This window comes from Kribbella sp. NPDC051620, assembly GCF_044453825.1.
Taxonomy (GTDB): Bacteria; Actinomycetota; Actinomycetes; order Propionibacteriales; family Kribbellaceae; genus Kribbella.
Genome location: NZ_JBITDB010000005.1, coordinates 443,615 through 469,580 on the forward strand (window position 1 = coordinate 443,615; position 25,966 = coordinate 469,580).

The window sequence follows — 25,966 nt, forward strand, 5'->3', positions numbered from 1 at the left end:
GCGGGTCGTCAGGTCTCCCAGACCGGTACCGATGGCAGGCCGCGGAGGCGGCGGGCGTCGTCGGTCAGCTCCTGGATCAGGGTGGTCTTGGCGGTGGTGTAGTCGAAGCCGGACAGTCCTTCGGTGGCGAGTCGGCGTTTCAGTTCGGAGTACCGGCGGACGGCCTCGGGGGTGGCGCGGAGGTGGTCGCGGAGGATGCGCTGGTTGAGGGTGTCCCAGGCGTCGGCGGGGAAGACGTGCAGGTTGCTGGTGAGGATGCCGTCGACCACGCGTGTGTAGGTGCGACGGCCGGGCGGGCCGGCCGGCTCGTGCTGGAAGCCGAGGTCCGCGAGCTCCAGATCCTTGCCCGAGGCAACTTCCAGCGAGACCGCCCGGGCGGCGATGTCGATGACGGGTTTCGCGACCAGGCCCGGTACCGCCGTACTGCCGATGTGCTCCAGCTCGGTCACGGTGTCCCCGAAGGCCTCCCGCAGCTTCGCCGCCAACGCTTCGTACCGCGCAGCCCACGCCTCGTCGTACTCCGCCAGAATCGTCACCCGGGCAGGGTAATCGGGGCGAAGGTCCGCCGGTATGCCGTTGGGGTCGTCGACAGGGTTTTGGCGAAGTGCTGGCGGAGCAGGAGTGGGCTGCCGAAGCCGCAGGAGGTGGCGATCTGGTCGATGGTGAGGTCGGTGGTCTCGAGGAGTTCCTGTGCGCGGTTGATGCGCAGGCGGATGAGCCACTGGAGCGGAGTACTGCCGGTCTGCGCACGGAACTGACGGCTCAGCGTGCGGGTGCTCATCGAGGCGTGGGCGGCGATCGAGGCGAGCGACAGCGGCTCGGCGAGGTGCTCCTGCATCCAGCGCGTCACCGGCTCCAACGATCCTTCACCGGCGACGGTCGGCGCAGTGATGAACTGCGCCTGGCCGCCATCGCGATGCGGAGCCATCACCAGCCGCCGTGCCACATTGGCCGCGACCGCCGACCCATGGTCCCGGCGTACCAGGTGAAGGCAGAGGTCGAGCCCGGCCGTCACGCCGGCCGAGGTCAGCAGATCGCCGTCGTCGAGGTAGAGCACATCGGTCGCCACCTCGACCTGCGGATACTCACGAGCGAGCCGCTCCGCATGCGCCCAATGCGTCGCGGCCATCCGCCCATCGAGCAGTCCGGCCGCCGCCAACGTGAACGCACCGGTGCAGATCGACGCGATCCGGATCCCTCGCCGATGCGCCTCCCGCACGAGCGCGACCACCTCGGCCGAGGCCGGGTACGCCGCCGGCACGATGACCGTGTCAGCCTCCAACGCCTGCTCGAAGCTGTACGGCGCGTGCGCCCGGAAGATCTCGACCCGGTGCGCGCGCACCGTAGTACCGGCCTGGTCGCCGCACACCCGTACGTCGTACAGCGGCTCCCCGCTCACCGGGTCATAGGCGGCCGCGAACACCTGACACGCGCCGGCCACCTCCAGCGCGACAGCGCCTTCGATGGCCAGCACGGCGACGATCTGCATGAGCCGACCGTAGTACGGCCTACTTCGTGCCGAAGGTGTAGATGGTGGTGGAGGTGAAGGTCTGGCCGGGGCGGAGGACGGTGGAGGGGAAGGTGGGCTGGTTGGGGGAGTCGGGGAAGTGCTGGGTCTCGAAGGCGAAGGCGTCGCCCTGCCGGTACGACTTGTTGCCGATCCCCTGGAAGGTGCCGTCGAGGAAGTTGCCGCTGTAGAACTGGGCGCCGGGCTCGCTGGTGTGCACGGTGACCGTGCGGCCTTCGGTCGGCTCCCAGAAGCGGGCGGCGAAGCGCAGGCCGTCGTGGCCGGGCTTGCCGCTGAGGACGAAGTTGTGGTCGTACCCACGCCCGATCACCAGTTGGGGGTGGTCGTCACGGATCCGCTTGCCGATCGCCGTCGGGGTGTTGAAGTCGAACGGCGTACCGGCCACCGGAGCCAGTTCACCGGTCGGGATCAGGCCCGCGTCGACCGGCGTGTACTTCGCGGCCTTCAGCTCCAGCACGTGGCCGTCGATCGAGCCGCTGCCCTCACCGGCGAGGTTGAAGTAGACGTGGTTGGTCAGGTTGAGCACGGTCGGCTTGCCGGTGACCGTCGCGAGGTAGTCGATCCGCAGGTTGTCCTGCTTGTCGAGCGTGTACGTGACCGTGCTGGTCAGCTCGCCCGGGAAGCCCATCTCGCCGTCCGGGCTGACATAGGTGAAGGCGACACCGACCGCCTTGTCGGTCTTCACCACCTTGGCCTTCCAGACCCGCTTGTCGAAGCCGGTCGTGCCGCCGTGCAACGCGTTCTCGCCGTCGTTGACCGGGATCTGGTAGGTGTGACCGTCCAGGGTGAACTTGCCCTTGGCGATCCGGTTGCCGTACCGCCCGATGGTGGCGCCGAAGTACGGGCTCAGCGCCGCGTAGTCGGGGAGGTTGTCGAAGCCGAGGCTGATGTTCTCGACCCGGCCGCGCCGGTCCGGCGTCTCGACCCGCTGGATGGTCGCCCCCCAGGTCAGCATCGAGATGGTGGTCCGGCCGTTGGTGAACGTGTAGACATCCACCGCGACGCCTTCGGGAGTGGTGCCGAACGGATCCTTGCGGATCTCGAGCTTTCCATGACCGTGCTGCGCATTCATGGCGGCGACCCTATCCGGGCTTGCGTCCGCGGTGCTGCTCAGCGCACCGGCCGCGGCGGCGCCGAGTCCGAGCGCGCCGGCGGTTCGCAGTACTTGCCGGCGGGGCAGGTTGTCTGACATGGAATCCCCTCACTTGTGCTGGGCGGTTGGTCGGCCGGGAGAGCGTGCACATGGCCGACCCGGGCACTGTAAGCAGGGTTGTCCAGTGTTTGGAATAGTTTGTAACGGTTCGAATTCGTCCGATGACTGACCGATTGCGGTCAAGGCTTTGGGACTCGTGACCAGATCGGTCCGGCTCGGGGCCGGTTGAAGCCTTACCCCGGGAGACCGGAGCGCTGACGATGGAGTCATGCCTCAGACAGCTCTGCTCGTGATCGACGTCCAGGAATCCTTCCGTGTCCGGGAGAACTGGAGCGTCGTCGACCACCCCGACATCGCCGACCGGGTGAACCGCTTGGTGCACGCCGCTCGCGCGAACGGCGACCTGGTGATCTGGGTGCTGCACACCGAGCCCGGCACCGGCACCGTCTTCGACCCGGCCGGCCCGCATGTCCGGCTGATCGAGGGACTCGAGCCGGCCGAGGGCGAGCCGGTGATCTCCAAGACGGCGCACAATGCCTTCACCACGACCAATCTCCAGCAGATCCTCACCGAGAACGGTGTCCGCGAGGTCGTCGTCAGCGGGATCCGGACCGAGCAGTGCTGCGAGACGACCGCCCGGGTCGCCTCCGATCTCGGGTACGGCGTGACGTTCGTGACCGAGGCGACGGCGACCATGCCGCTGCCGCACTGGACGATGCCGGCCGACGCGTCGCTGGCCGATGTACTGGCCGATCCGCGGACGCTGTCGACGGAGACGATCGCCGAGCGGACCGAGTACGTGCTGGCCGGCCGGTTCGCCACCATCCGGACACTGGACGAGGTGGCGCCGCCGGTTCTGGCATCCTGACCGGATCATGCCTACCCGGGTCGTGTTCTTCCTGCTGCCGAAGCTGCACCTGCTGGACCTCGCCGGTCCGGCCCAGGTGTTCTCGACCGCGAACGACCTCGGGTACGGCTACGACCTGACCTACGTCGCGGAGTCGTCGGAGATCGTTACCGCGCAAGGGGTGCCGATCACGGCGCGGTTGGAGTGGCCGGAGCTTGGGTGCGCCGACCTCATCGTCGTACCGGGTTGGCGGTCGCCGCGGTTCACGCCGACTCCGCACATGTCGGCGATGGCCAAGCATCGGCTGCAGGCTCATCATGCGGCTGGTGGTTCAGTGGCGAGCGTGTGCTCCGGCGCCGACGCGCTCGGTGCGGCCGGTCTGCTCGACGGGCGGCGCTACACGACGCATCACGACCTCACGGACGAGCTTGCGGCGCGGTACCCGAAGGCGCATATGGTCCGCGATGTCCTGTACGTCGTGGACGACCGGGTGATCACCTCGGCGGGGATCGCCAGCGGGATCGACCTGGCGCTGCATTTGGTCGCCGCCGCTCGCGGAGCCGAGGCGGCGGCGCGCGTCGCTCGCCAGATGGTCGTCTACGCCCGCCGCAACGGCGACGACCGCCAAGAGAGCGCGATGCTCCGCCACCGCGGCCACCTCAGCGACCTCGCCCACCGAGTCCAGGACATCATCGACAGCCGGTACGCCGACCAGCTCCGCCTGGCCGACCTGGCAGCCGGCGTGGGGGTGAGCGAGCGGACGTTGACCCGCATCTTCACCCAGGCCACCGGCCTCACCCCCTTGCGCTACCAGCAACTCCTCCGCCTCGAGCGAGCCGAACACCTAATCAGCCACGGCACAACCGTCGAATCCGCCGCCCGATCGGTCGGCTTCGAAGACGCCCGCATGCTGAGGCGTCTCCGCTCAAGATCCATCCCCGCATGACCCTGGGGGCCGGCGTACATATCCCCACCCGTGCTCGTGTTGCGTGAGCCCACCCGACCAGTTGTGGTGTGCTGTGTTGGGTGGGCAGCTCGGATGGCCGGGCCGGGGCCGGCGTACATGGCCCCACCTTGTGCTCGGTCTGAGCGTCGGGGTGCCCGCAGGATGCTCAGGCGAAGCACAGAGTCGGCCCTGCCAGTCCGGTGTCGGACTGGATCGCTTGAGGCTGTGCGGCGTGGGCTCGCTGTTGTTGCCCCCTTGGCTCCCACTTTGTGCACCGCCCAGCCATCTACTCGCGAGTAGAACGCCCATCCCGTGCACAAGGTGCCCTAGGCAACCCGACTCGCCACAACCTAGGGCGAGATGCGCCGGACCGAGCCAGCCAATTCGAGGCCCCTACCCGACGCGGTAGCCCGCCGGTGGCTTGGGTGGGCTCAAGATGTGGGGGCGCGACACGAGTACGGGTGGGGATAGGTGCGGGTAGACCTAGCACTACCCCTTCGTGGGGGCTGACACTCCTGAGAAGTCTGCAGCTAGCCGCCAGGCTCGGGGGGAGCGGGTAGAGCGCCCGTGCGGGGACGGCGAGAGGTTGACCAGGATGAGCAGGGGATCGGTGACGGTGCGGGTCGCGCGCTGGAGTGCTACCCATCCATGGCGGGCGATCGGCTTCTGGCTGATGCTTGTCGTCGTTGCGGTCGGGTTGATGATCGCGATACCCACCCAGAAGACGAAGGCCGAGGACACCTGGATCGGGCAGTCCGGTACCGCCTCGGAGCTGATTCGGGATGCCGGGCTGGAGGGCAAGCCGAGCGAGACGGTCCTGCTGACCGACCCGGACGGTCCGCTGGACAAGGCGGCTGCTACCGCAGCGTTCGCGCAGTTGCGGCAGAAGATGACGGCGATCGACGCGGTGGCCTCGGTGGGGCAGCCGGTCTGGTCGGGCGACGGCAAGGCCGCGCTGCTGCCGATCTCGTTGAAGGGTAACGAGGACGACGCCGCCGACAACGTCGACAAGTTGCTTGCAGCAACGGGTGAGGTACAGAAGGCGAATCCGGACCTGACGATCGAGCAGGCCGGTGGCGCGTCGCTGGACAAGGGGATCTGGAAGCAGGTCGGCGACGACCTCGCCCGGGCGGAGAAGATCAGTCTGCCGTTGACGTTCGGGCTGATGCTGCTCGCCTTCGGTGCGCTGATCGCGGCCGGAATCCCTGTCCTGCTCGCGTTCTCAGCCGTCGGCGCGGCGCTCGGGTTCTATGCGCCGCTGTCCTACGCCTTCCCGGACGGCGGCTCGGTGGCGAACGTCGTGCTGCTGATCGGTATGGCGGTCGGCGTCGACTACTCGCTCTTCTACCTCAAACGCGAGCGCGAGGAACGGCGGCGAGGTCATGGCACGGTCGACGCCGTCGAGATCGCCGCAGCGACCTCGGGGCACTCGGTGGTGATCTCCGGCTTCGCCGTCATCGTCTCGATGGCCGGCCTGTACGTCGCGCAGGACCCGGTCTTCTCGTCGATGGCCACGGCGACGATCGTTGTCGTCGCGGTGGCGGTACTCGGATCGCTCACCGTGCTGCCGGCGCTGTTGGCGAAGCTGGGGCATCGGGTCGACCGCCCGCGCGTTCCGTTGCTGTGGCGGCTCAACCGTCGCATCGGGCCGGGTGGCATCAGCCGGCGGATTCTGGCTCCCGTACTGCGCTTTCCCAAGGTCGCGCTGGTGATCTCGACCGTCGCGGTGGTGGCGCTCGCAGTACCGGCGCTGGGGATGAAGACCGAGCCGGGTGGTTTGAACACTCTGCCGCAGAGCATTCCCGAGGTGAAGACGATGACGGCGCTGCAGAAGGCGTTTCCCTCGGAGGGGATGAGTTTCGACATTGTTGCGCAGGGCAATGATGCCGAAGCGGGGCTGGCCAAGCTGCAGCAGTTGGCGGTCAGCGGCGGTGAGTTCGTGGCCGGCGATGAAATGAGGCAGGCGGGAGATACCGGCGTACTGACGTTGGTGTCGGTGCGGCCGGATACGAGTGAGGATGCGCGGCTGGCTCTGGAGAAGCTGCGTGATGAGCTGGTTCCGCAAGCGCTGGGGTCGACGAAATGGGCCGTCGGTGGGGAGACGGCGCAGTCGGTCGACTACGGGCAGCACCAGCGGGATCAACTGCCCTACGTGATTGCGTTCGTGCTCATCCTGACGCTGGTGATGATGGTGTTCACCTTCCGCAGCCTGGCGATCGCGCTTGTCACGACACTGCTCAATCTGGCATCGGTCGCGGCCTGCTTCGGCGTACTGTCCCTGGTCTTCCAGCACACCTGGGCCGAAGGGTTGCTGGACTTCACTTCACCCGGCTTCGTGGTGTCGTGGATCCCGGTGTTCCTGTTCGTCATCCTGGTCGGGCTGTCGATGGACTACCACGTGTTCGTCCTCGGGCGGATCCGTGAAGGCGTCCGCGACGGACTGTCGCCACAGGAGGCGGTACGCAAGGGCATCACCGAATCGGCCGGCGTGGTGACGAGCGCGGCGGCCGTGATGGTCTCGGTGTTCGCTGTCTTCGCCTCGCTCGGGATGATCGAGATGAAGCAGATGGGCGTCGGCCTGGCGGTCGCCGTACTGATCGACGCCACCCTGGTCCGGATCGTGATGCTGCCCTCCATCATGGTCCTGCTAGGCCGGAAGGCGTGGTGGCCGAACAAGCTGTCCGCCGCTCAGCAAAAGCCCTCCAGTGACCGTGAGCTAGTGACGGTCTGAGAATGCAGAGGGGGCCGGCGAGGTGCAACTCGCCGGCCCCCTCGTCTTGGTTCTTACAGGTTGTAAGCCGCGGTCAGCTTCGCGATCGCGTTGCTGAGCTCGCCGCTCAGCGCCAGGTGCTCAGCATCGGAGGTGAGCTTCGATGCCGCCTCGTTGAGGTTCTGGCCGATCTTGTTCTGGGCAATCCAGCGGGCCCCGGTGACGACGGCGTCGTCCTCGTTGGAGGTGTCCGCCGTCGTCAGCTGCAGAGCCGCTGCCGCCTGACCGAGCTCGGCCAGTACGGTCGTTGCCTGCGGCCCCGACCAGTCCTTCACCTTCAGGGCCTGGTCGAGATGCGCCGCGGCGGCAACGACATTCACGTCAGACGAAGCCCGGCGCAGCAGGTCCCGACGCGTGTCCGAGACGTTCTCCTGGGCAGACGCCTGCGTAGTGAGACCCCAGCCGAACGGGTACTGCGGGTCGTAGGCCGCGTCGCCGACATTGATCGGCTCCTGGGCCTCCGACTTCGGCCAGGTGACCGGCAGTCGGCCGCTGAACGGCTTCGTGCCGAACAGTACGTCCGCCACGCCGGCGCCCTCGGTGCCCGGCAGCCACGACGCGACCAGCGCGTTGATCTTGCCGAGCTGGTCAGCGATCATCTGCGGCCGGCCGGAGACGACCAGCACGACACACTTCATCGCGCCGCACACCTTGTCCACGGCGGCCTTGTCGGCGACAGTCAGGCCGAGCGTCCGGCCGTTGTTGCCGACGTCGCCGATCCCTTCGGCATAAGGCTTCTCGCCGACGACGACCACGCCCACGTCGTACCCGGTCAGCGGAGCCGAGGCGTCCTGGCTGAACGTGGCCGCCGGTGCGACATGCTTGATCCCGTCGAGGATCGTCGTACCGGTGGTGGTGTTGCCGGAGCCGCCCTGCCAGGTGATGCTCCAGCCGCCCATCTGGTTGCCCAGGTCGTTGGCGTTGCTGCCGGCCACGTAGACCTTGGCGGTCGGTGCCAACGGCAACAGGTTGCCCTCGTTCTTGAGCAGTACCTGCGACTTGGCCGCCGCCTCCCGGCCGACCGCGCGGTGGGCCGCCGATCCGACAGTACCGAGCCGGGTCTTGTCGGCGTACGGGTGCTCGAACAGGCCGAGCTTGAACTTCTCGGTCAGGATCCGGCTGACGGCGTCGTCCACCCGGGCCTGGGTGACCCGGCCGGCGGTGACCTCGTCGGTCAGGCCCTGCGTGAAGCCCTGGTAGTTGGTCGGCACCATGATCATGTCGAGGCCGGCGTTGATCGACGTCCGGATGTCGCTCGGGTAGTCACCCGGCAGCTGGTCGATCGCCTGCCAGTCGCTGATCACGAACCCCTTGAAGCCCAGCTTGTCCTTCAGCGTGCCGTTGATCAGTGCGGCGTCGCCGTGCATCTTGGTCGGACCACTGATCGTCGCGCCGTTGTCATCGAGGATCTCGACGCTCGAGTACGACGGCATCACGGTGCCGACTCCGAGGTCGACCGCGGTCTTGAAAGGCGCGAGGTGGATGTCCTCGAGCTGCTTCTGCGTCACCTTGGTGATGCCCTGGTCGATCTTGTAGCTGCCCGTCGTGGACGACCCGTACGTCGTACCGCCGTCGCCGACGTAGTGCTTGGCGGTCGCGAGCACCTTGTTGTACTTGCTCAGCTCGCTGCCGTCGGCCTTGCCCTGCATACCGGTGATGACACTGGCCATCACCTTCACCAGCGCGGGGTCCTCGCTGTAGCCCTCGTACGAGCGGCCCCAGCGGTCGTCGCGGACGACGCAGAGGCAGGGGGCGAAGTCCCACGGGATGCCGGTGGCCCGGACCTCGGCCGCGGTCACCTCGCCGGTCTTCTGGGCCAGATCCTGGTCGTGGGTCGCGCCGATCCCGATGTTGTGCGGGAGGATCGTCGCGCCGATCACGTTGTTGTGGCCGTGGACCGCGTCGACGCCGTAGATCAGCGGCACCTGCAGGCGGGTCGCCTGCGCGTTCAGCTGGAAGGTGTCGATCATCGCGGCCCAGGCGGCCGGGGTGTTCGGCGACGGTACGGAGCCACCGCCGGACAGCAGCGAGCCGAGGGCGTAGGTCGCGATGTCGCTCTTGGAGCGCAGCGCGTTGCGCTCTGCCTGGGTCATCTGGCCGACCTTCTCGGCCAGCGTCATCCGGCCGAGCAGGTCCTGGACCCTGGTCTTCACGGGCAGGGCCGGGTTCAGGTACGGGAGGTCGTGCGCGTTGATGACGACCTTCGGCTGGGTGACCGGCGGCTTCGCGCCGGTGACGGTGAGGTCCAGCGGGATGGTCTCGGCGACCTCGGCCGTGGTGTCGCGCTGGGTGATGACCTTGACGGTCTGGGATGCGCCTGACGGCGTACCGGCCGGGAAGGTGATGACGCCGGAGACCGGGGTGTAGTCGCCTGCTCCGGCGGTGCCGGTTCCGGTGCGGTACTCGACCGTGACGGGCTCTTCCAGCGGTACGGAACCGGTGGTGGCGATGCTGAGCTTGACCTTCGCCGTACCGCCTTCCTTGACCGGATAGACGTCGGCGTCGGTGACGACGCTCGCCTTCAGCGCCGGGTCGGCCTTGCCGTAGACCTCGACCTGGTCGATCGCGAACTCACCAGGAGTCCCGACCGGCATGGTGATCGCGTAGCCCCACATCTTGTCGAGGTTCAGCACGTGGTCGATACCGCCGACGGGCTGGTAGTCACCGCGGTATGCCAGGTCGGCGAACGGGATCTCGACCAGGTGCCAGCCCTGCCAGTCGTCGGTGAAGCTGGTGTTCCACAGCTCCGACGCCTCGGCGTTCGCGCCGCCGTCCTTGATCTCGAAGAAGATCCGCTTGCCCGAGCCAGGCGGCAGCGGCGCGGTGTTCTGCCCGTACCACCAGAACCGGATGCCCTTGTGTGTCGACCAGTCCTGCGGGTTCTGGTCGTACTGCACGTCGTGGCTGAGACCGCCGTACCCGCTGATGTTGTACGTGCCGTGCAGCACCTTGTCGCCGGCCGGCGCGTCGGCGCGGGCCTGGAACTCCATCGTCGGCGGGTCGTCGGCATCGCTGCCCCACCCGAAGATGCCGGCGTTGGGCGGCGAGGCGAACTGCTCGCCGCCCTCGAACGCCGCCAGCACGAGCGGCGCCGGGTCATCGGCGTTGGCCTGCGCCGCCACCCCGAGCGGCAGCAGTCCGGCCAGCAACGCGACGGAGCTGACCACCGCCGTCCGCCGTCTGGAACGAATCGATCGATTGACAGGCCACCTGGGCATGGGCGACTCCTCCAGCTTCGCTGCGCGAGCCTCACGCACGCGTCGCGCCCGACTCTCAGCCCTCCGACCGATGGCGTCAATAGCCCACCGGTTCCGGAACTAGAGCGCTCTCACTCCGCAAGATTCCCCCCGCCGACCTCGTTTCTGAGGTAAGCACTGCCCAGTACTTCGGGCCGCATGTACGGCCGTGAGCCGCCCGGAACATGCCAGAACCGGACGAGCTCGGCCGTATCGATGACGACCTGCCCGTAGGAGGTGTGCCGGCGGGCCTGGACCCAGTCGATGAGTCCGGCCGGGTCGGGGATGTCGGTGGTGAAGTGGAGCAGGTTGAGGTACCAGATGTCGCGGCGGCCGTCGGGGAGTTCGTGCCAGGCGTCGGGGCCCAGTTCGAACCTGAGTTGGTCCATGAAGAGGTCGGCCTGGTCGTCGAGGGGGACGGCGCAGGCCATCACTGTGCCGCGGGTGAGGGTGAGGCCGGTGACCTCGAGCCGGGCGGGGCCGGTGGCTGCTCGTTCCATGGCGGAGCGGTAGCGCTTGATGGCCGGCTCGTCGGGGTCGACGATGGGGCGGTAGTACTCGAGCGCCCGGACCGTGAGGTGGGCTGAGCCTCGTTGGCCGGTCTGCCAGTGGCCCCCGCCGGCCAGCGCTGCAGCTTCGGTGGTCAGCTGGTCGAGGGTCCGGCTCAGTGGGGAGTCGGCCGGCGGGCGGAGTACGACGCTGACCGGCCAGCGGCCGCCTTCCTCGGGTGGGGCGTCCCGATTGTGGTTGCCGTTGGCGATCAACGGTGCGGCTTCGGTGAACAGTTGACTGAACTTGGGCGGGTGAATGGGGATTCCCCTCGTTGTCTGAGGTAGCTCTGGACAGGGTCTGGCTGGTGGGTCACCGTGGTGCGAGGTTCGTGAGGCTAGGGGAGGGGTTCTCTGTGAAGAGGTCGACGTATCTGGCGAGCAGTTTGTTGTTGATTGCTCCGACATTGGTTGCCGCGGCGGTGGTACAGCCTGCGGTGGCCGCACCGGTTGCGGCTCAACCATCGAAGATTCCGACACTGTTGAGGGACAGCGCGGCACTGGCGGCCGCTGCCTCGAAGGCGAAGGTCAGTACGGCCTCGCCCGAGGCGCGTTCGCTGGGGATCAGCAACAGTGGGCGGATCGGGGTGCAGATCTACGCTGCTTCACCGGTGACCGCTCAGCAGGAGGCGTCGCTCACCTCGCTCGGGGTGTCGGTGCTGAAGAACGCGGCCGATTTCAAGGCTGTGCCGGGGGCTGATCTACCGACGACCGGTCTGCTGTCCACGACCGTTCCGTACGACAAGCTCGACGCGGTGGCGGCGCTCGGCTGGGTCAGCGCGTTGCGGCCCTCGTTGCGGCCGGCGGTCGACGCCGGGCCGATCGAGGCCGAGAGTGTGCAGTTGCACAAGGCCGACCTGGCTCAGGCTCGGGGGCTGACCGGCAAGGGGCAGAAGGTCGGTGCCATCTCCGGCGATGTCGATCACCTGGCCGAGTCCGTCGCGCAGGGGGAACTGCCGGCCGACGTACAGGTCCTGCGGCAGGCGGCGTACGACGATGACGAAGGCACCGCGATGCTCGAGATCATCCACGACCTCGCCCCCGACGCGAAGCTCGCCTACGCCAGCACGCGGGACACCACGGCCGAGTACGTCGAGGCGTTCCACGAGCTCGCCAACGCGGGCGTGACGATGATCGCCGAGGACATCGCGCTCGACGACGAGCCGGCCTTCCAGCAGGGCATCGGCGCGGCGACCGCGGAGGGCCTCGCTCAGCACGGCATCTGGGTCAGCTCGTCGGCCGGCAACCTCGGTGGCCGGCACGCACCAAGGGTCACGGCCGTCGGTACCGGCCAGGGACCCGACGGCGCCGTCGGGCCGTTCACCGGCTGCCCGAACGCGGTCGACAACGTGGTGAAGCTGCGTGGCGAGGACACGACGTACGACCTCAACCTGCTGCCCGGTGCGACGGTCATGCCGACGCTGCAGTGGAGTGAGCCGCGCGCCGTCTTCCCGACCGCGGGCCAGGGCGGGTTCACCGACCTGAACCTGTACCTGATGGATGCCACCGGCACCAAGTGCCTCGCGGCCAGCAACGCGGTCCAGGCCGATGGGGTCGGCGACACCATCGAGCAGTTCATCTACGAGAACACGACCGGAGTGGCGCAGCCCGCCAAGCTCGTCGTGGACGTCCAGGGCACCTCGTCGGCCAAGAAGGCGCCGGTGCTCGACCTGCGCTGGCGCGCGCTGTCGGCCGGCGTACAGACGATCGACCCGCCGGAGCGGGCCGGCTCGATGAACCCGGACTCCAACTACCTGGGCTTCGCGACCAGCGCCGGCGCGGTCAACGCCAGCACCTCGGTCGACCCGAAGACGATCGCGCTGGAGGCGTTCAGCGCGGCCGGCCCGACCCAGATCATCACCACGACGCGCTGCCCGGGCAACAAGCCCGGTCCGTGCAAGGGAACCAGCGGCCCGCTGTCCCGGAGCTTCCCGGCGCCGTACTGGACTGCCTCTGACGGCGTCTCGGTCAGCGGCGTAGGACCGTTCGGCTCCGGCACCTGCCCGACCGCAGTGGAAGGCCAGTGCCGCTTCTTCGGTACTTCCGCCTCGGCCCCGTCAGCGGCCGGAGTGGCCGCCCTCACCCGGCAGGAGTTCGGCGGCAAGCTGCAGCCCATCCTGCTGAACACCATCCTCGCCGCCAGAGCCGTCCACCGCGACGGCGCCGCCTTCGGAGCCGGTGTGCTGAGCGCCCGCTAGGAGTCGGATTAAGAAGTTGGAGTGTGGTTATTCAGTGGTAATTCAGTAGGTGAGGTGCTGGACCGGCTCGGCACCTCACCTATTGGATGGAGGTATGACTACACGGTTCGGATTGTTCGTTCCCCAGGGATGGAAGATGGATCTGGCGGGGTTCAGTGACCCCGTCGAGCAGTGGGAGGCGATGACGGCCGTCGCGAAGAAGGCCGACGAGGGGTCCTGGGACTCCATCTGGCTGTTCGACCACTTCCACACGGTGCCGGAGCCGAGCACCGAGAGCACCTTCGAGGCCTGGACCGCGACTGCGGCGCTGGCCCGCGACACCAAGCGGGTGAACATCGGCCAGATGGTCGGCTGCAACGGTTACCGCAACCCGGCCCTCTACGCCAAGATCGCCTCGACCGTCGACGTCGCCAGCCACGGCCGGCTGTACGCCGGACTGGGCGCGGGCTGGTACGAGCACGAATGGAAGGCCTACGGCTACGAGTGGCCGGAGCTCAAGGACCGGATGGGCGCGTTCCGCGAGGCCACCGAGATCATCTACAAGATGTGGACCGAGGACGAGCCGGTCTTCGACGGCAAGTACTACTCGATCGACAAGCCGATCAACGAGCCGAAGGGTGTGCGCAAGCCGCACCCGAGCTTCTGGATCGGCGGCGGCGGGCCGAACGTCACCCTGAAGCTGGTCGCCAAGTACGCCGACGCGGCCAACATCGGCGGCGGCAACCCCGAGGTGATCAAGGAGAAGGCCGCGATCCTCAAGGGGCACTGCGACGCGATCGGGCGCGACTACGACGAGATCATCAAGTCGACCGGGATCAACGCGTTCCCGATCGACAAGGGCGACGACCCGGTCAAGGCGACGGAGAAGGCGCTCGGCCCGATGAACCGCGAAAAGTTCGACAACGACAACCTGATCGGCACCGAGGACGAGATCGCGAACAAGGTCGAGGCCGCGCTCGAGGCCGGCGCGGACTACGTGATCTTCTACGTCCCCGGCGTCGCCTACGACCTGGACCTGGTCGACCGGATGGAGCAGATCACCAAACGCTTCGCCTGAGCCTCGGCTTCCGAGCGGAAAGCTGAAACATCCTCAATTAAGCGCTTGATCACGTAAAGGGCGACGCCACGAAACCGGGGGGAGAGGTTCCGTGGCGTCGCCAGGGGCGCGCCCAAGGGAGGGGTGGGGGCAGGCGCGCCGGCCTTGGGGTGTCCGCTCAGCCGCCGAGGAGGCCGCCTCCGAGGACGCCGAGCAGACCGAGCAGCGAGAGCAGGTTGCGGATGACCTGGTCGACGGCCTTGGTGCCGCCGGTCTGGTACGCGGTCACGCACTTCTGCAGTTGCTGCTGGGTCGGGTGGGTGATGGTCACCTTCGCCAGCTCCGACTGGCAGTAGGTGGTCGCCTTGGTCAGCTCGGTCAGCGTGCTGCCGACCGTGCCGACGACCAGGCCGACCGAGGTCTGCAGCTTGGCGATCACCGGCGGGGCGGCCGGCGGCTGGGTCGTCGGCGGCTTGCTGGTCGGCGGGGTGCTGGGCTTGGGCGTCGGTGGCTTCGAGCTCGGCGGGGTCGACGGCTTGGTGGTCGTCGGTGGCCGCTTGGTCGGGGACGTGGTCGGCTTGCCGTCGCCGCCCTGAACCATCGTCGGCGTCGGGGTCGGCTTCACGCCCGGGTACGTCGGCAGGTTGACCGCCTGCGGCAGGTTCTGGTCGGCCGGCGCGTCGATGTTCGGATCGCCGACCACGCCACCGGCCCGGTCGACGCCCTGGTCGTCGCCCTCGGTGCCGTTGCCGACGGCGATCCAGCTGCCACCCGCGTACGCCTTGGCGATGCTGATCACCAGGTCGACGTACTGCTGGGAGTGGTTGTAGCGCAGGACTGCGGCGTTGAGGTCGGAAGCCTTGGACAGGTTCCCGCTGCCGGAGCACAGGTAGACGGCCGTCGACATCGCCGCGTCGTCGATGTCCTGCGGGTTCTTCACCCCGTCGCCGTCACCGTCGACGCCCATCAGCTGCCAGGTCTGCGGGATGAACTGCATCGGCCCGACCGCGCGGTCGTACGCCGCGTCGCCATCGAGCTTGCCGCCGTCGGTGTCGGTGATCTTCGCCGTGCCCGTACCGTCCAGCCGCGGGCCGAGAATGCCCGGCGTGACGACACCGTTCGTCATCAGCGAGTTGCCGCCGAAACGGCCGTGGTTCGACTCGACCCGGCCGATCGCGGCCACCAGGGTCCACGGCAGTTGACAGGTCGGATCGGCCTGCGCCATCACCTGTTGAGCCCGCGAGTACGCCTTCAGTGCCGCGTTGGGAATGCCGTTGCGAGACAGGCCGGAGACCACTTGGGTCGGCTGCTCACCGGGGTCGACACCATTGCCGACCACACCGGCGACCGCCACGTTCGCGGGGTCATCGATCGGCTGCTTCGGTACGACGACCGGGTTGTTCTTCCCCAGGCCCTGATCCAGCGCCGCCGTGGCGACCGCCGGATCGTCGGTGGCGCTGACGGTGAACGCGCTCGCGAACAACGCCAGCGGGATCAGTGGCGCCACCTGACGCCACCCGCTCCCGCCCATGGCGCGACGCTTGCCCTTCGCCATCGATGATCCCCTCCGTGACTCATCGACCTGCCCCGCCCCACACCGCGGGCAAATCTGCTCGTCGTGTACCGGTGCCACCGTCCGTTATCGGGTCTAACGCGCGTCCCGGGTGTGGGTTACGAGTCGGGCGCAGACAGTGCACGGACGGTCACCGGGTACCCATACTGGCGCGTAACAACCGACCTGTGAACCCCCTGGAGACTGCTTACTCCAAGAACTGCCCGATGAGAGCGTGCTCCCCGCCCACCCGGCGTACTGGTCTGTCGGGGAGAATGGCCGCCGTGCCCGACCTCACTGAGCAGTCAGCCAGCTTGTTCGACCGAGCCTCCGCCGTCACCCCGGGCGGGGTGAACTCCCCGGTCCGCGCGTTCCGGGCGGTCGGCGGCGTTCCGCGCTTCATGGCCTCCGGTGACGGATGTCACATCACCGACGTCGACGGGAACACCTACGTCGACCTGGTCTGTTCCTGGGGGCCGATGCTGCTCGGGCACGCGCACCCCGAGGTGACGGCGGCAGTCCAGGCCGCGGTCAGTCGCGGTACGTCGTACGGGACGCCGACCGAGAACGAGGTGTTGCTGGCCGAGGAGATCGTCGGCCGGACACCGGTCGACAAGGTCCGGCTGGTCTCGTCGGGCACGGAGGCGACGATGTCGGCGCTGCGGCTGGCCCGCGGGTTCACCGGTCGGGACAAGATCGTCAAGTTCGCCGGCTGCTACCACGGCCACGTCGACGCGCTGCTGGCCCAGGCGGGCTCGGGCGTCATCACCCTCGGCATCCCCGGTACGCCGGGTGTCACCGAAGCGACCACCGCCGACACGATCGTCCTGCCGTACAACGACCAGGCAGCCGTCACCGCCGCCTTCGCCCAGTACGGCGACCAGATCGCCGCCGTCATCACCGAGGCCTCGCCCGGCAACATGGGGGTCGTCCCGCCGCTCGACGACTTCAACGCTTTCCTGGCCGGTATCTGCAAGGCCAACGGTGCATTGTTCATCTCCGACGAGGTGATGACCGGCTTCCGGATCACCCGCTCCGGCTACTACGGGGTGGACGGCGTCCAGCCCGACCTGATGACGTTCGGCAAGGTGATGGGCGGCGGCTTCCCGGCGGCGGCGTTCGGTGGCCGCGCCGACGTGATGGCCCACCTCGCGCCGGAGGGTTCGGTCTACCAGGCCGGCACGCTGTCGGGGAACCCGGTCGCCACCGCGGCCGGTCTGGCCACGCTGCGGCTGGCGACCGACGAGGTCTACGCGAAGCTCGATCAGACCTCGGCCACCATCCGGCGACTGGTCGGCACGGCGCTGGACAAGGAAGGTGTGCCGTACGTCATCCAGAACGCCGGGAACCTCTTCAGTGTCTTCTTCGTGGAATCGGAGGAGGCAAGCGAGCCGATCCGCGACTTCGCCGATGCCGGAGCCCAGGTGCTGCCACGGTTCGCCGCTTTCTTCCATGCCATGCTGGACGCCGGCGTCTACCTGCCGCCGAGCGCCTTCGAGGCCTGGTTCGTGAGCGCCGCCATCGACGACGACGCGCTGGCCCAGCTCGAGACCGCACTTGCCTCCGCCGCCCGCGCGGCAGCGGCCGTAGAGAACTGAAGGGACCGGCGACGGTGACCGAAACGACGGTCGTGCACCTGATGCGTCACGGCGAGGTGCACAACCCGACCGGCGTGCTGTACGGCCGGATTCCCGACTTCCACCTGTCCGAACTCGGCCGCAAGATGGCCGACCGGGTCGCCGAGCACGTGGCCGGCCGCGACATCGTGCACCTGGTCAGCTCGCCGCTGGAGCGGGCCCAGGAGACGATGGAGCCGATCGCCAAGGTGTTCGGCCTGACGCCCGAGATCGACGAGCGGGTGATCGAGGCCGCGAACCAGTTCGAGGGCAAGAAGTTCGGCGTCGGCGACGGCGCGCTGCGCCAGCCGAGTGCCTGGTGGCTGCTGCGGAACCCGTGGAAGCCGTCCTGGGGCGAGCCGTACAGCCAGCTGGTACGCCGGATGCGCGACGCCATCGAGACGGCCCGGCAAAAGGCAGCCGGGCACGAAGCGCTGATCGTGTCGCACCAGCTGCCGATCTGGATCGTCCGGTCCGCGGTCGAGCACCGCCGGATGCTGCACGACCCACGCAAACGGCAGTGCAGCCTGGCCAGCCTGACCTCGTTCACCTTCCACGGCGACGCGATCGTCTCGGTCGGTTACGCCGAACCCGCCAAGGACCTGCTCCCGGTCAAGCAGCCCAAGAAGTTCACCGGCGGCGCGTGATGCGATTCGTCCGTACTACGTCCGTCGCGGCCGCCGTGCTGCTGGCCGCCACCGCCTGCAGTTCGGGTCAGGACGTGAAGGACACCCGCCAGGGGCAGACCGGCTTCGTCAGCGGCAGCGGCCGGGTCTCCAGCTTCGCGCCGGCCGACCGGGAGAAGGCGCCCGACTTCAAGGGCACCACGCTCGACGGCAAGGAATGGAACTTCGCCGACCAGACCGGCAAGGTCACCGTGCTGAACGTGTGGGGATCGTGGTGCCCGCCCTGCCGCAAGGAGGCGCCGGACTTCAGTGCCGCGGCCAAGGAGCTCGGGTCGAGCGTCCAGTTCATCGGCCTGAACACGCGCGATCTGGACCCGGCGCCGGCCAAGCGGTTCGTCGAGGCCTTCGAGGTGCCGTACCCGAGCATCTACGACCCGTCCGGCAAGCAGTTGCTGCTGTTCCGGGGCCAGAAGATCTCGCCGAGCTCGATCCCGGCGACGATCGTGATCGACAAGCAGGGCAAGGTCGCGTCCCGAGTGATCGGCAGCGTGACCAAGCAGACCCTGCTCGGAATGGTGCATGATGCTGCCGCGAGTTGACCAAAGAAATCGGCACAGTGGGTGAGTGGTTCGCCCAGTCGATGACTGGCTCGATGCTGGTGGCACTGCCGATCGCGGTGCTGGCCGGTGCGATCTCGTTCTTCTCACCGTGCGTGGTCCCGCTGTTACCGGGCTACCTGTCCTATGTGACCGGGCTGTCCGCGGCCGAGCTCGGATCCGAGCGCCGCGGCCGGATGCTGGCTGGGACGAGCTTGTTCGTGGCCGGCTTCTCCGCGGTGTTCATCCTGACCGGCGTGCTGTTCGGTGCCGTCGGCAACGCGCTGCTCGATCACCAGGCGGTGATCACCAAGGTGCTCGGTGGCGCGACGGTTCTGCTCGGCCTGATCTTCCTTGGTGGCTTCGGTTTCGCGCAGCGCGACGTGCGCGTGCACCGGGTGCCGGCCGTGGGGATCGCGGCGGCGCCGTTGCTCGGCGTGCTGTTCGGCTTCGGGTGGACGCCGTGTATCGGGCCGACCCTCGGTACGGTGATGAACCTGGCCGCGACCGAGGGAAGTACCGGCCGGGGTGCGATCCTGGCGCTGGTGTTCAGCCTCGGGCTGGGCATCCCGTTCATCGTCGCGGCGCTCGCCTTCCGGCGGATGCTCGGCGCGGTCGCCTGGGTGCGCAAGCACCAGGTGATGGTGATCCGGATCGGCGGCGTGCTGATGATCGCCGTGGGGCTACTGCTGCTGACAGGAGTGTGGGACTCGATGACCGCCGAGCTCAGGCAATGGGTCGCCAACTTCGGATCGGCGGTGTGACGTGACGGATGTGAAGGACCGCGTCGAGGCACCCGCCCCGCCACCCGACCTGCCCCAGCTCGGCCTGATCGGCTGGCTGCGCTGGACCTGGCGGCAGCTCACCTCGATGAAGACGGCGCTGGTACTGCTCTTCCTGCTCGCGCTGGGCGCGGTGCCGGGGTCGCTGATCCCGCAGACCGCGATCGATCCGGTCAAGGTCTCCGACTTCTTCGAGGCGCACCCGAAGCTCGGCCCGTTCTACGACAAGCTCGGGTTGTTCTCGGTCTACAAGTCGGCCTGGTTCTCGGCCATCTACCTGCTGCTGTTCATCTCGCTGATCGGCTGTGTGGTGCCGCGGCTGCAGGTCTACCTGAAGGCGATGCGGGCCCGGCCGCCGAAGCCGCCGCGCAACCTCGACCGGCTGGCGGGATACCAGTCCTTCGAGGCCGGTACCGACGGTGACGTGCTGGAGCTGGCCGCGACCGAGCTGCGCCGGCGGCGGTTCCGGGTCGAGCTGTACGACGGTGCGGTGGCGGCTGAGCGTGGCTATCTGCGCGAGGCGGGCAACCTGCTCTTCCACTTCTCCCTGATCCTGGCGCTGATCGGCGCCGCCTGGGGTGCGCTGTTCGGCTACCACGGCACCGTACTGGTTGTCGTGGGCAACGAGTTCTCCAACTCGATCGCGCAGTACGACGACTTCAGCCCGGGCCGGGTGTTCAAGCCGGACAACCTGCCGCCGTTCTCGCTGAAGGTGGACAGCTTCACGGTCAAGTTCCAGACCGACGGCCCGCAGCGGGGGGCGGCGCGCGAGTTCAAGGCGCCGATCACGTACCAGGAGACGCCGGACTCGCCGGCGAAGTCGTATGACCTGCAGGTGAACCATCCGTTGCAGGTCGACGGTACCGACGTGCACCTGCTCGGCCATGGCTATGCGCCGAAGGTGACGGTCCGGGACGGGAAGGGTGAGGTCGCCTTCTCCGGGCCGGCGCCGTTCCTGCCGCAGGACAGCAACTTCTCGTCGTTCGGGGTGATCAAGGCGCCGGACGCGCGGCCCGAACAGCTCGGTTTCGAAGGGTTCTTCCTGCCGACCGGCGTGATCGATCCGCAGCGCGGGCCGACGTCGGTCTTCCCGGACGCGCTCAACCCGGTGCTGGCGATGACGGCGTACTACGGCCGGCCGTCGGTCGAGACGGGCAAGCCGCAGTCGGTCTACCAGCTGGACAAGTCGAAGCTGACCCAGTTCGAGGGGGACGGCGGTGACAAGCTGCGGTTCCAGCTCGCGCCGGGGCAGAGCTTCAAGCTGCCGGACAACCGTGGCTCGATCACCTTCGATTCGTACGACCGGTGGGTGAAGCTGCAGATCAGCCACACACCTGGTCTGCACCTGGCGCTGGCCGGGATCCTGCTCGCCATCCTCGGGTTGATGGGCTCGCTGTTCATCCACCCGCGCCGTACCTGGGTGCGGGTCCGGACGCGGGACGGGCGTACCGTGGTCGAGGTCGCCGGGCTGGACCGGGGGCCCGAACGCGGCCTCGGGGACGAGATCCAGGCCATCGCAGTCGCCCTGAAGCCAGCGCCGCAATCAGCAGAACCGATGCAGGAGAAGCCATGAGCCCGGAGAACTACGCACACCTCTCCAACCTGGTCATCCCGACGGCAACCGTCATCTACATCATCGCGATGGTCTCCCACACCCTCGAGTGGGCCATCGGCCGGGCAGTCGTCACCAAAGCTGTCGCCGAGGATGACGCTGCTCTGGTCACGTCGGCCGTCGGCGTCGGCAACTCGGCGAGGGCTGGGTCAGCCGGCGGCGCAGATGTTGTTACGTCAGCCGGCACGCTTGCGTCAGGTTCTGGCTCGGCCACGCTGGTGTCCGGCTCCTCCTCCGCCGCCGCGGGCGGTGGGGATGCGGGGCGGTCGGAGCGGGCTGATGCTGCTAGTCGGGTTGGGTTGTTGTTGACCTGGTTGGCGTTTTTGCTGCATTTGACCGGGGTGGTTACTCGCGGGCTGGCGGCTGGGCGGGTGCCTTGGGGGAACATGTATGAGTTCTCCATCACCTCGTCGCTGGCGGTGGCGGCGGTTTATCTGCTGTTCGTGCATCGGTACAAGCTGCAGTGGCTGGGGCTTGGGGTGACGTTGTTCGTCGCCGCGGTGCTTGGGCTGGCGACGTTGGCGCTCTACACGCCGGCTGGTCCGTTGGTACCGGCGCTGCACTCCTACTGGCTGGTGATCCACGTTTCAGCCGCGGCGATCTCCGGCGGCGCGTTCACCATCGGCGGACTGGTCTCGATCCTGTACCTGGTCAAGGCGCGCGCCGAGCGGCGAGTGCTGGCCGGCGGGACGATGTCGGCGTCGCTGAAGCGGCTGCCGAGTGCCGAGGCGATGGACGGTACGGCGTACAAGGTGCTGGCGTTCGCGTTCCCGCTGTGGACCTTCGGGGTGCTCGTGGCCGGGCCGATCTGGGCGGAGTACGCCTGGGGCCGGTACTGGGGCTGGGACCCCAAGGAGGTCTGGTCGCTGGTCACCTGGGTCGTCTACGCGGCATACCTGCACGCCCGCGCGACGGCCGGCTGGCGTGGCCGCCGGGCCGCGACGATCGCGATCGTCGGCTGGTTCGTCTTCATCTTCAACTTCGTCGGCGTGAACCTGCTCGTGTCCGGCCTGCACTCCTACGCCGGGGTCTGAGCCATGAAGGAATTCGCCATCTACACCGGCCTGCGGCTGGCCCTGTTCGTGGTCACCTTCGGCATCCTCTGGGTCGCCCTCCACAGCTGGCTGAGCGCCTGGCCGCTGGCGCTGCTCGCCCTGTTCATCACCGCCATCCTGTCCCTGTTCGTCCTCCGCTCCGCCCGCGACCGGCTCGCCACCAAGATCGACGAACGAGCCACCCGGATGGCCGCCCGAATGGAAGCCGCCCGCTCGGCCGAGGACGAGGACTGACTCCACCGCGCAGCAGGCGCCGCCGGGAGGCGATTCCCCCCGGCGGCCCCACCCTCAGCCGGTCAGCCGGCGATGGTCCAGGCGGTGGTGTACCACGTGCTCGAGCTGGCTGACTTCATCCCGGTCTCGAGGTGCAGGAGCGTCTTGTGGCGGGTTCCGGCGCTTCGATCCAGCGACGTGTAGGTGAAGCTGGAGGAGTAGTACCTCACCGTCTCGGTCAGTGCGGCGCTCTTGGTGCTGTACTTGCCTGCCGACTTGGTGAGCACCTGCACCTTCAGCCGGACGACGTTCTTGTTGCCGACCGTCTTGTCGGTCTTCTTGAGATACGTGCACCACTTGTTCCGGCCGGCGCCGGACTTGCTCAGGCTCATCGTGCGGAGTTCGCCGATCTTGTTCCCGAACCCGTCCTTGCGCAGGGCGATCACGCCGACGACGCTCTTGTAGCCGAGCGCTTCACACGCCTGCGCGTGCTTGATCGGGCCGCCCGCGGCCTCGGCCGGGAGGGCGACGGCGGACAGCAGTCCCACCGGCAGTGCGAAGGTGCTGACCGCGACCAGGAGCTTCTTCTTCATGGTGACCCCGAAAGTTTGGTGAGGGCGGACATCTTCTGGCCCGCCTATGACTCGGCCGGGCCATCCTCGGTTCCCCGCCGGATCAACGCAAGCCAGGCGGGACGGAATAGGACCAGTCGTCCGCTGGTACTGAGAGTGACGTAGCCCACAGTCGGCTTCGGAAGAAAATCATTTGTGCAGGCCTTCACATGAGTCGTAACGTGGTTGATGAAACGAAACCGTTTCGTTCTATCAGCTACCAGCTGACTACCGAGGGTGATGCGAAGACCATGACGGATGTCGCCGAGACAGGGCCGCGGCAGCGGCCGCGGGTCGAGGGCGGGCGCGAGGAGGAGATTCTCGACGCGACCGTCGAGGTTCTTGCCGAGCTCGGCTACGACCGGCTGACGATGGACGCGGTGGCGACGGCCGCCAAGGCCAGCAAGGCGACGCTGTACCGGCGCTGGACGACCAAGGCGGAGTTGGTGGTCGACGCGATCAGCCGGGCCAAGGGCTGTCCACTGCCCGAGGACGTCGACACCGGCAGTCTGCGGGGCGACCTGATCTCGATGTCGTGCGGGCAGGGCGGGTTCACCGAGGAGATGCCGCTGTCGGTGATGGCCGGTCTGCTGACCGCGCTGCACCGCGACGAGGATCTCAAGGCGGCTTTCCAGGAGCAGTTCCTGGCGCCCCGGGTCGCGATCACCAACGGGGTCTACCAGCGCGCTGTCGAGCGCGGCGAGATCGGCGCCGACGTCGATGTCGAACTGCTCTCGGTGACGCTTCCGGCGATCATCATCCACCACGCGTTCGTCCTGGGTGTCACGCCGACGGACGACCTGATTCTCCGAGTGATCGACAACGTGATCATGCCTGCGGCGCGGGGGTCGCAGGCGAGCTGAGCCGGTGAGGGGCCGGCCGGCGACCTAGAAGCCAGTAACACCCAAGAGGGGATATTCCAGCATGTCTGAAGACGTCATCAAGGCCGACCCGCCAGAGGGGCGACCGGTCGACTCGGTGGCCGAACCGGCTACCCACGGCCACCGCAATCTCGGGATCGCGCTCGCGCTGATCAGCATGGCGCAGCTGATGGTGGTGCTCGACGGCACCATCGTCAACATCGCCCTGCCGCACATCCAGAAGGACCTCGGCTTCACCAACGGCTCGCTGCCCTGGGTGGTCAACGCCTACGCGCTGGCCTTCGGTGGACTGCTGCTGCTCGGTGGCCGGATCGGGGACATCCTCGGTCGCCGCAAGGTGTTCATGTTCGGCGTGGTGCTGTTCGGCGTCGCGTCGTTCTTCGGTGGTATCGCCCAGAACGAGACCATCCTGCTGGCCAGCCGGATCCTGCAGGGCCTGGGTGCCGCGGCGGCCTCGCCGAACGCGCTCGCCCTGATCACCACCACCTTCCCGGCCGGCAAGGAGCGCAACCGCGCGATGGCCGTCTACGCGGCGATGTCCGGCGCGGGTGCGGCCGTCGGCCTGATCCTCGGCGGTCTGCTGACCGAGGCGTCTTGGCGCTGGACCTTCTTCATCAACACCCCGATCGGCCTGATTGTCGCGGTGCTGGCGATCCGGTACCTGGGTGAGTCGGCGCGTCAGCACGGCAAGTTCGACCTGCCGGGCGCGATCACCGGGACGGTCGGTCTGACCTCGCTGGTCTACGGCCTGACCCACGCCGGCAGCAAGGGCTGGGGCAACAGCGCCACCCTCGCGTTCATCATCGGCGGTCTGGCCCTGATCGGTGTCTTCCTGCTGATCGAGGCCCGCTCGCGGCACGCGCTGATGCCGTTCCGGATCCTCGCGAACCGGACCCGCGGGATCAGCTTCTTCGTGATGCTGATCGTCGGCGCGGCACTGTTCTCGATGTTCTACTTCCTCGGCATCTTCATCCAGAACGTGCTCGGCTACAGCGCGCTGAAGACCGGCTTCGCCTTCCTGCCGTTCAGCTTCGGCATCGTGGTCGCGGCCCAGCTCGCCTCCACGCTGATCGCCCGGATGGATCCGCGCTGGATCTCGGGCGCCGGTGCGGCGATCGCCGCGGGTGGAATGTTCGGCTTCACCCAGCTCGAGGTGGGCTCCAGCTACGCCGCCCACCTGCTGCCGTACATCCTGCTGCTGTCCTTCGGGATGGGCCTGATCTTCGTGCCGCTCACGCTGACCGCGGTCAGTGGTGTCGCGGACGAGGACTCCGGGGTCGGCTCCGCGGTCCTGAACACGGTCCAGCAGATCGGTGGCGCGGTCGGCCTGGCGCTGCTGGGCACGGTCTCCACCAACGCGATCAAGGACAAGTTCACCGAGCTCGCGCCGGGGCTGGCCAAGGCATCGCAGGCCGCGCCGGATCAGGCCGGCGTACTGGCCAAGCAGGCCGAGGCAGTCGCCACCACGCACGGCTTCACCACCGCGTTCATGGTGTCGGCGATCATGTTCGTCGGGGCCGCGTTGTTCACCCTGGTCGGCCTCTCGGTCAAGCACCAGGACCTGGCCAACGACGGCAAGCCGGTGCACGTCGGCTGACGCCGGTACCGATCGCGAAGGGCCGTCTTCCGGAGGGGGAGGCGGCCCTTCGTCACGCCCGGGGCTACAGCGGTTTGCGCATCACGACTTCGCGGTGGATGCCATCGGGCATCAGCTCGCCCTCGATGTCGGTGTCGGCGAAACCGCTGCGCAGGTAGAGGTCGTGGGCCTTCTCGTTGCCGTCAGCAACCGACAGCTGGAGGGTGTGGGCGGCAGCCTCGTCGCGGGCCCATTGCTCGACCTCGGCCATCAGCCGGTCGCCGATGCCGCGACCACGGCCGGCCGGCGCGATCCACATCGAGATCAGCTCGACGACGCCGTTCTCGTCGGTACGCACGCCGCTGGCCATGCCCACCGGCGTACCGTCCGCGACGGCGACGAAGTTGCGGGAACCGGGCAGGTCGAGCCGGGCCCGCCAGCGTTCTTCCTCGGCGTCGACCCAGTCGGCCAGTTGCGAGCCGAAGGCGTACGGCGCTTCTTCGAGGGCGGTCAGCCGCAGCTCGCGCCAGAGCTGCCAGTCGTCGGTGGTGAGTTCGCGGATTTCGATCACCCCGCCACCTTCT

Annotated in this window: 22 protein-coding genes; 14 read left to right on the forward strand and 8 right to left on the reverse strand. The window is 68.0% G+C overall.

Going from position 1 to position 25,966, the window contains the following annotated elements; all coding sequences use genetic code 11:
- Positions 1-8 precede the first annotated feature (8 nt).
- From ACIA12_RS26690 to ACIA12_RS26700, 3 genes are read right to left on the reverse strand one after another with little or no spacing between them, the layout of a single operon-like run.
- On the reverse strand, positions 9-536 hold the full coding sequence (locus tag ACIA12_RS26690) for a GrpB family protein (RefSeq protein ID WP_396369810.1): 528 nt from the start codon (positions 534-536) through the stop codon (positions 9-11).
- Positions 533-1,489, reverse strand: a complete 957-nt coding sequence (locus tag ACIA12_RS26695) for a GlxA family transcriptional regulator (protein WP_396369811.1) — start codon at positions 1,487-1,489, stop codon at positions 533-535. The genes ACIA12_RS26690 and ACIA12_RS26695 overlap by 4 nt, the downstream gene beginning before the upstream one ends.
- A gap of 19 nt (positions 1,490-1,508) precedes the next feature.
- Positions 1,509-2,720, reverse strand: a complete 1,212-nt coding sequence (locus tag ACIA12_RS26700; protein ID WP_396369812.1) for an aldose epimerase family protein — start codon at positions 2,718-2,720, stop codon at positions 1,509-1,511.
- 229 nt (positions 2,721-2,949) lie between these two features.
- Here ACIA12_RS26700 and ACIA12_RS26705 point away from each other — a divergent pair, with 229 nt between their 5' ends.
- From ACIA12_RS26705 to ACIA12_RS26715, 3 genes are all read left to right on the forward strand, one after another.
- Positions 2,950-3,549, forward strand: a complete 600-nt coding sequence (locus ACIA12_RS26705; RefSeq protein ID WP_396369813.1) for a cysteine hydrolase family protein — start codon at positions 2,950-2,952, stop codon at positions 3,547-3,549.
- A 7-nt stretch (positions 3,550-3,556) separates the two neighbouring features.
- Complete coding sequence (locus tag ACIA12_RS26710) at positions 3,557-4,474, forward strand: GlxA family transcriptional regulator (protein ID WP_396369814.1); 918 nt, start codon at positions 3,557-3,559, stop codon at positions 4,472-4,474.
- A gap of 595 nt (positions 4,475-5,069) precedes the next feature.
- Positions 5,070-7,205: an MMPL family transporter gene (locus ACIA12_RS26715; protein WP_396369815.1), complete on the forward strand. Its 2,136-nt coding sequence runs from the start codon at positions 5,070-5,072 to the stop codon at positions 7,203-7,205.
- A 53-nt stretch (positions 7,206-7,258) separates the two neighbouring features.
- Here the strand turns inward: ACIA12_RS26715 and ACIA12_RS26720 are convergent, their stop codons facing one another.
- Entirely contained in the window at positions 7,259-10,411 is a 3,153-nt protein-coding gene (locus ACIA12_RS26720; protein WP_396369816.1) for a glycoside hydrolase family 3 N-terminal domain-containing protein, read from the reverse strand.
- 161 nt (positions 10,412-10,572) lie between these two features.
- Positions 10,573-11,244 carry a hypothetical protein gene (locus tag ACIA12_RS26725; protein ID WP_396369817.1) on the reverse strand — a complete coding sequence of 224 codons (672 nt, stop codon included), beginning with the start codon at positions 11,242-11,244 and terminating at the stop codon, positions 10,573-10,575.
- A gap of 266 nt (positions 11,245-11,510) precedes the next feature.
- Here ACIA12_RS26725 and ACIA12_RS26730 point away from each other — a divergent pair, with 266 nt between their 5' ends.
- On the forward strand, positions 11,511-13,226 hold the full coding sequence (locus tag ACIA12_RS26730; protein WP_396369818.1) for a hypothetical protein: 1,716 nt from the start codon (positions 11,511-11,513) through the stop codon (positions 13,224-13,226).
- A 94-nt stretch (positions 13,227-13,320) separates the two neighbouring features.
- Positions 13,321-14,283 (forward strand): LLM class F420-dependent oxidoreductase, encoded by a 963-nt coding sequence (locus ACIA12_RS26735; protein ID WP_396369819.1) that lies wholly within the window; start codon positions 13,321-13,323, stop codon positions 14,281-14,283.
- A 157-nt stretch (positions 14,284-14,440) separates the two neighbouring features.
- Here the strand turns inward: ACIA12_RS26735 and ACIA12_RS26740 are convergent, their stop codons facing one another.
- A complete protein-coding gene (locus ACIA12_RS26740; protein ID WP_396369820.1) occupies positions 14,441-15,817 on the reverse strand; it encodes a lytic transglycosylase domain-containing protein in 1,377 nt (458 codons plus the stop codon).
- A gap of 272 nt (positions 15,818-16,089) precedes the next feature.
- Here ACIA12_RS26740 and hemL point away from each other — a divergent pair, with 272 nt between their 5' ends.
- The 7 genes from hemL to ACIA12_RS26775 are packed head-to-tail and all read left to right on the forward strand — an operon-like array spanning position 16,090 to position 22,335.
- A complete protein-coding gene (hemL, locus tag ACIA12_RS26745) occupies positions 16,090-17,412 on the forward strand; it encodes a glutamate-1-semialdehyde 2,1-aminomutase (RefSeq protein ID WP_396370428.1) in 1,323 nt (440 codons plus the stop codon).
- 14 nt (positions 17,413-17,426) lie between these two features.
- The gene (locus ACIA12_RS26750) at positions 17,427-18,077 is read left to right on the forward strand and encodes a histidine phosphatase family protein (protein WP_396369821.1); all 651 of its coding nucleotides are present in this window, start codon (positions 17,427-17,429) and stop codon (positions 18,075-18,077) included.
- Positions 18,077-18,655 (forward strand): TlpA family protein disulfide reductase, encoded by a 579-nt coding sequence (locus ACIA12_RS26755; protein WP_396370430.1) that lies wholly within the window; start codon positions 18,077-18,079, stop codon positions 18,653-18,655. The genes ACIA12_RS26750 and ACIA12_RS26755 overlap by 1 nt, the downstream gene beginning before the upstream one ends.
- Before the next feature lie 41 nt (positions 18,656-18,696).
- Positions 18,697-19,416, forward strand: coding sequence for a cytochrome c biogenesis CcdA family protein (locus tag ACIA12_RS26760; protein ID WP_396370431.1), 720 nt, complete (start codon positions 18,697-18,699; stop codon positions 19,414-19,416).
- Between the two features lies 1 nt (position 19,417).
- Entirely contained in the window at positions 19,418-21,007 is a 1,590-nt protein-coding gene (locus ACIA12_RS26765) for a cytochrome c biogenesis protein ResB (protein ID WP_396369822.1), read from the forward strand.
- Positions 21,004-22,080 (forward strand): c-type cytochrome biogenesis protein CcsB, encoded by a 1,077-nt coding sequence (ccsB, locus tag ACIA12_RS26770; RefSeq protein ID WP_396369823.1) that lies wholly within the window; start codon positions 21,004-21,006, stop codon positions 22,078-22,080. The genes ACIA12_RS26765 and ccsB overlap by 4 nt, the downstream gene beginning before the upstream one ends.
- 3 nt (positions 22,081-22,083) lie before the next feature.
- Positions 22,084-22,335: a DUF4229 domain-containing protein gene (locus ACIA12_RS26775; protein WP_396369824.1), complete on the forward strand. Its 252-nt coding sequence runs from the start codon at positions 22,084-22,086 to the stop codon at positions 22,333-22,335.
- A 62-nt stretch (positions 22,336-22,397) separates the two neighbouring features.
- Here the strand turns inward: ACIA12_RS26775 and ACIA12_RS26780 are convergent, their stop codons facing one another.
- Positions 22,398-22,907: a hypothetical protein gene (locus tag ACIA12_RS26780; protein ID WP_396369825.1), complete on the reverse strand. Its 510-nt coding sequence runs from the start codon at positions 22,905-22,907 to the stop codon at positions 22,398-22,400.
- 269 nt (positions 22,908-23,176) lie between these two features.
- Between ACIA12_RS26780 and ACIA12_RS26785 the strand changes: the two genes are divergently transcribed.
- Positions 23,177-23,788, forward strand: coding sequence for a TetR/AcrR family transcriptional regulator C-terminal ligand-binding domain-containing protein (locus ACIA12_RS26785; RefSeq protein WP_396369826.1), 612 nt, complete (start codon positions 23,177-23,179; stop codon positions 23,786-23,788).
- A 61-nt stretch (positions 23,789-23,849) separates the two neighbouring features.
- Positions 23,850-25,403 carry an MFS transporter gene (locus ACIA12_RS26790; protein WP_396369827.1) on the forward strand — a complete coding sequence of 518 codons (1,554 nt, stop codon included), beginning with the start codon at positions 23,850-23,852 and terminating at the stop codon, positions 25,401-25,403.
- 64 nt (positions 25,404-25,467) lie between these two features.
- Here ACIA12_RS26790 and ACIA12_RS26795 read toward each other — a convergent pair whose 3' ends face one another.
- Positions 25,468-25,953 (reverse strand): GNAT family N-acetyltransferase, encoded by a 486-nt coding sequence (locus ACIA12_RS26795; protein ID WP_396369828.1) that lies wholly within the window; start codon positions 25,951-25,953, stop codon positions 25,468-25,470.
- Between the last annotated feature and the right edge of the window lie 13 nt (positions 25,954-25,966).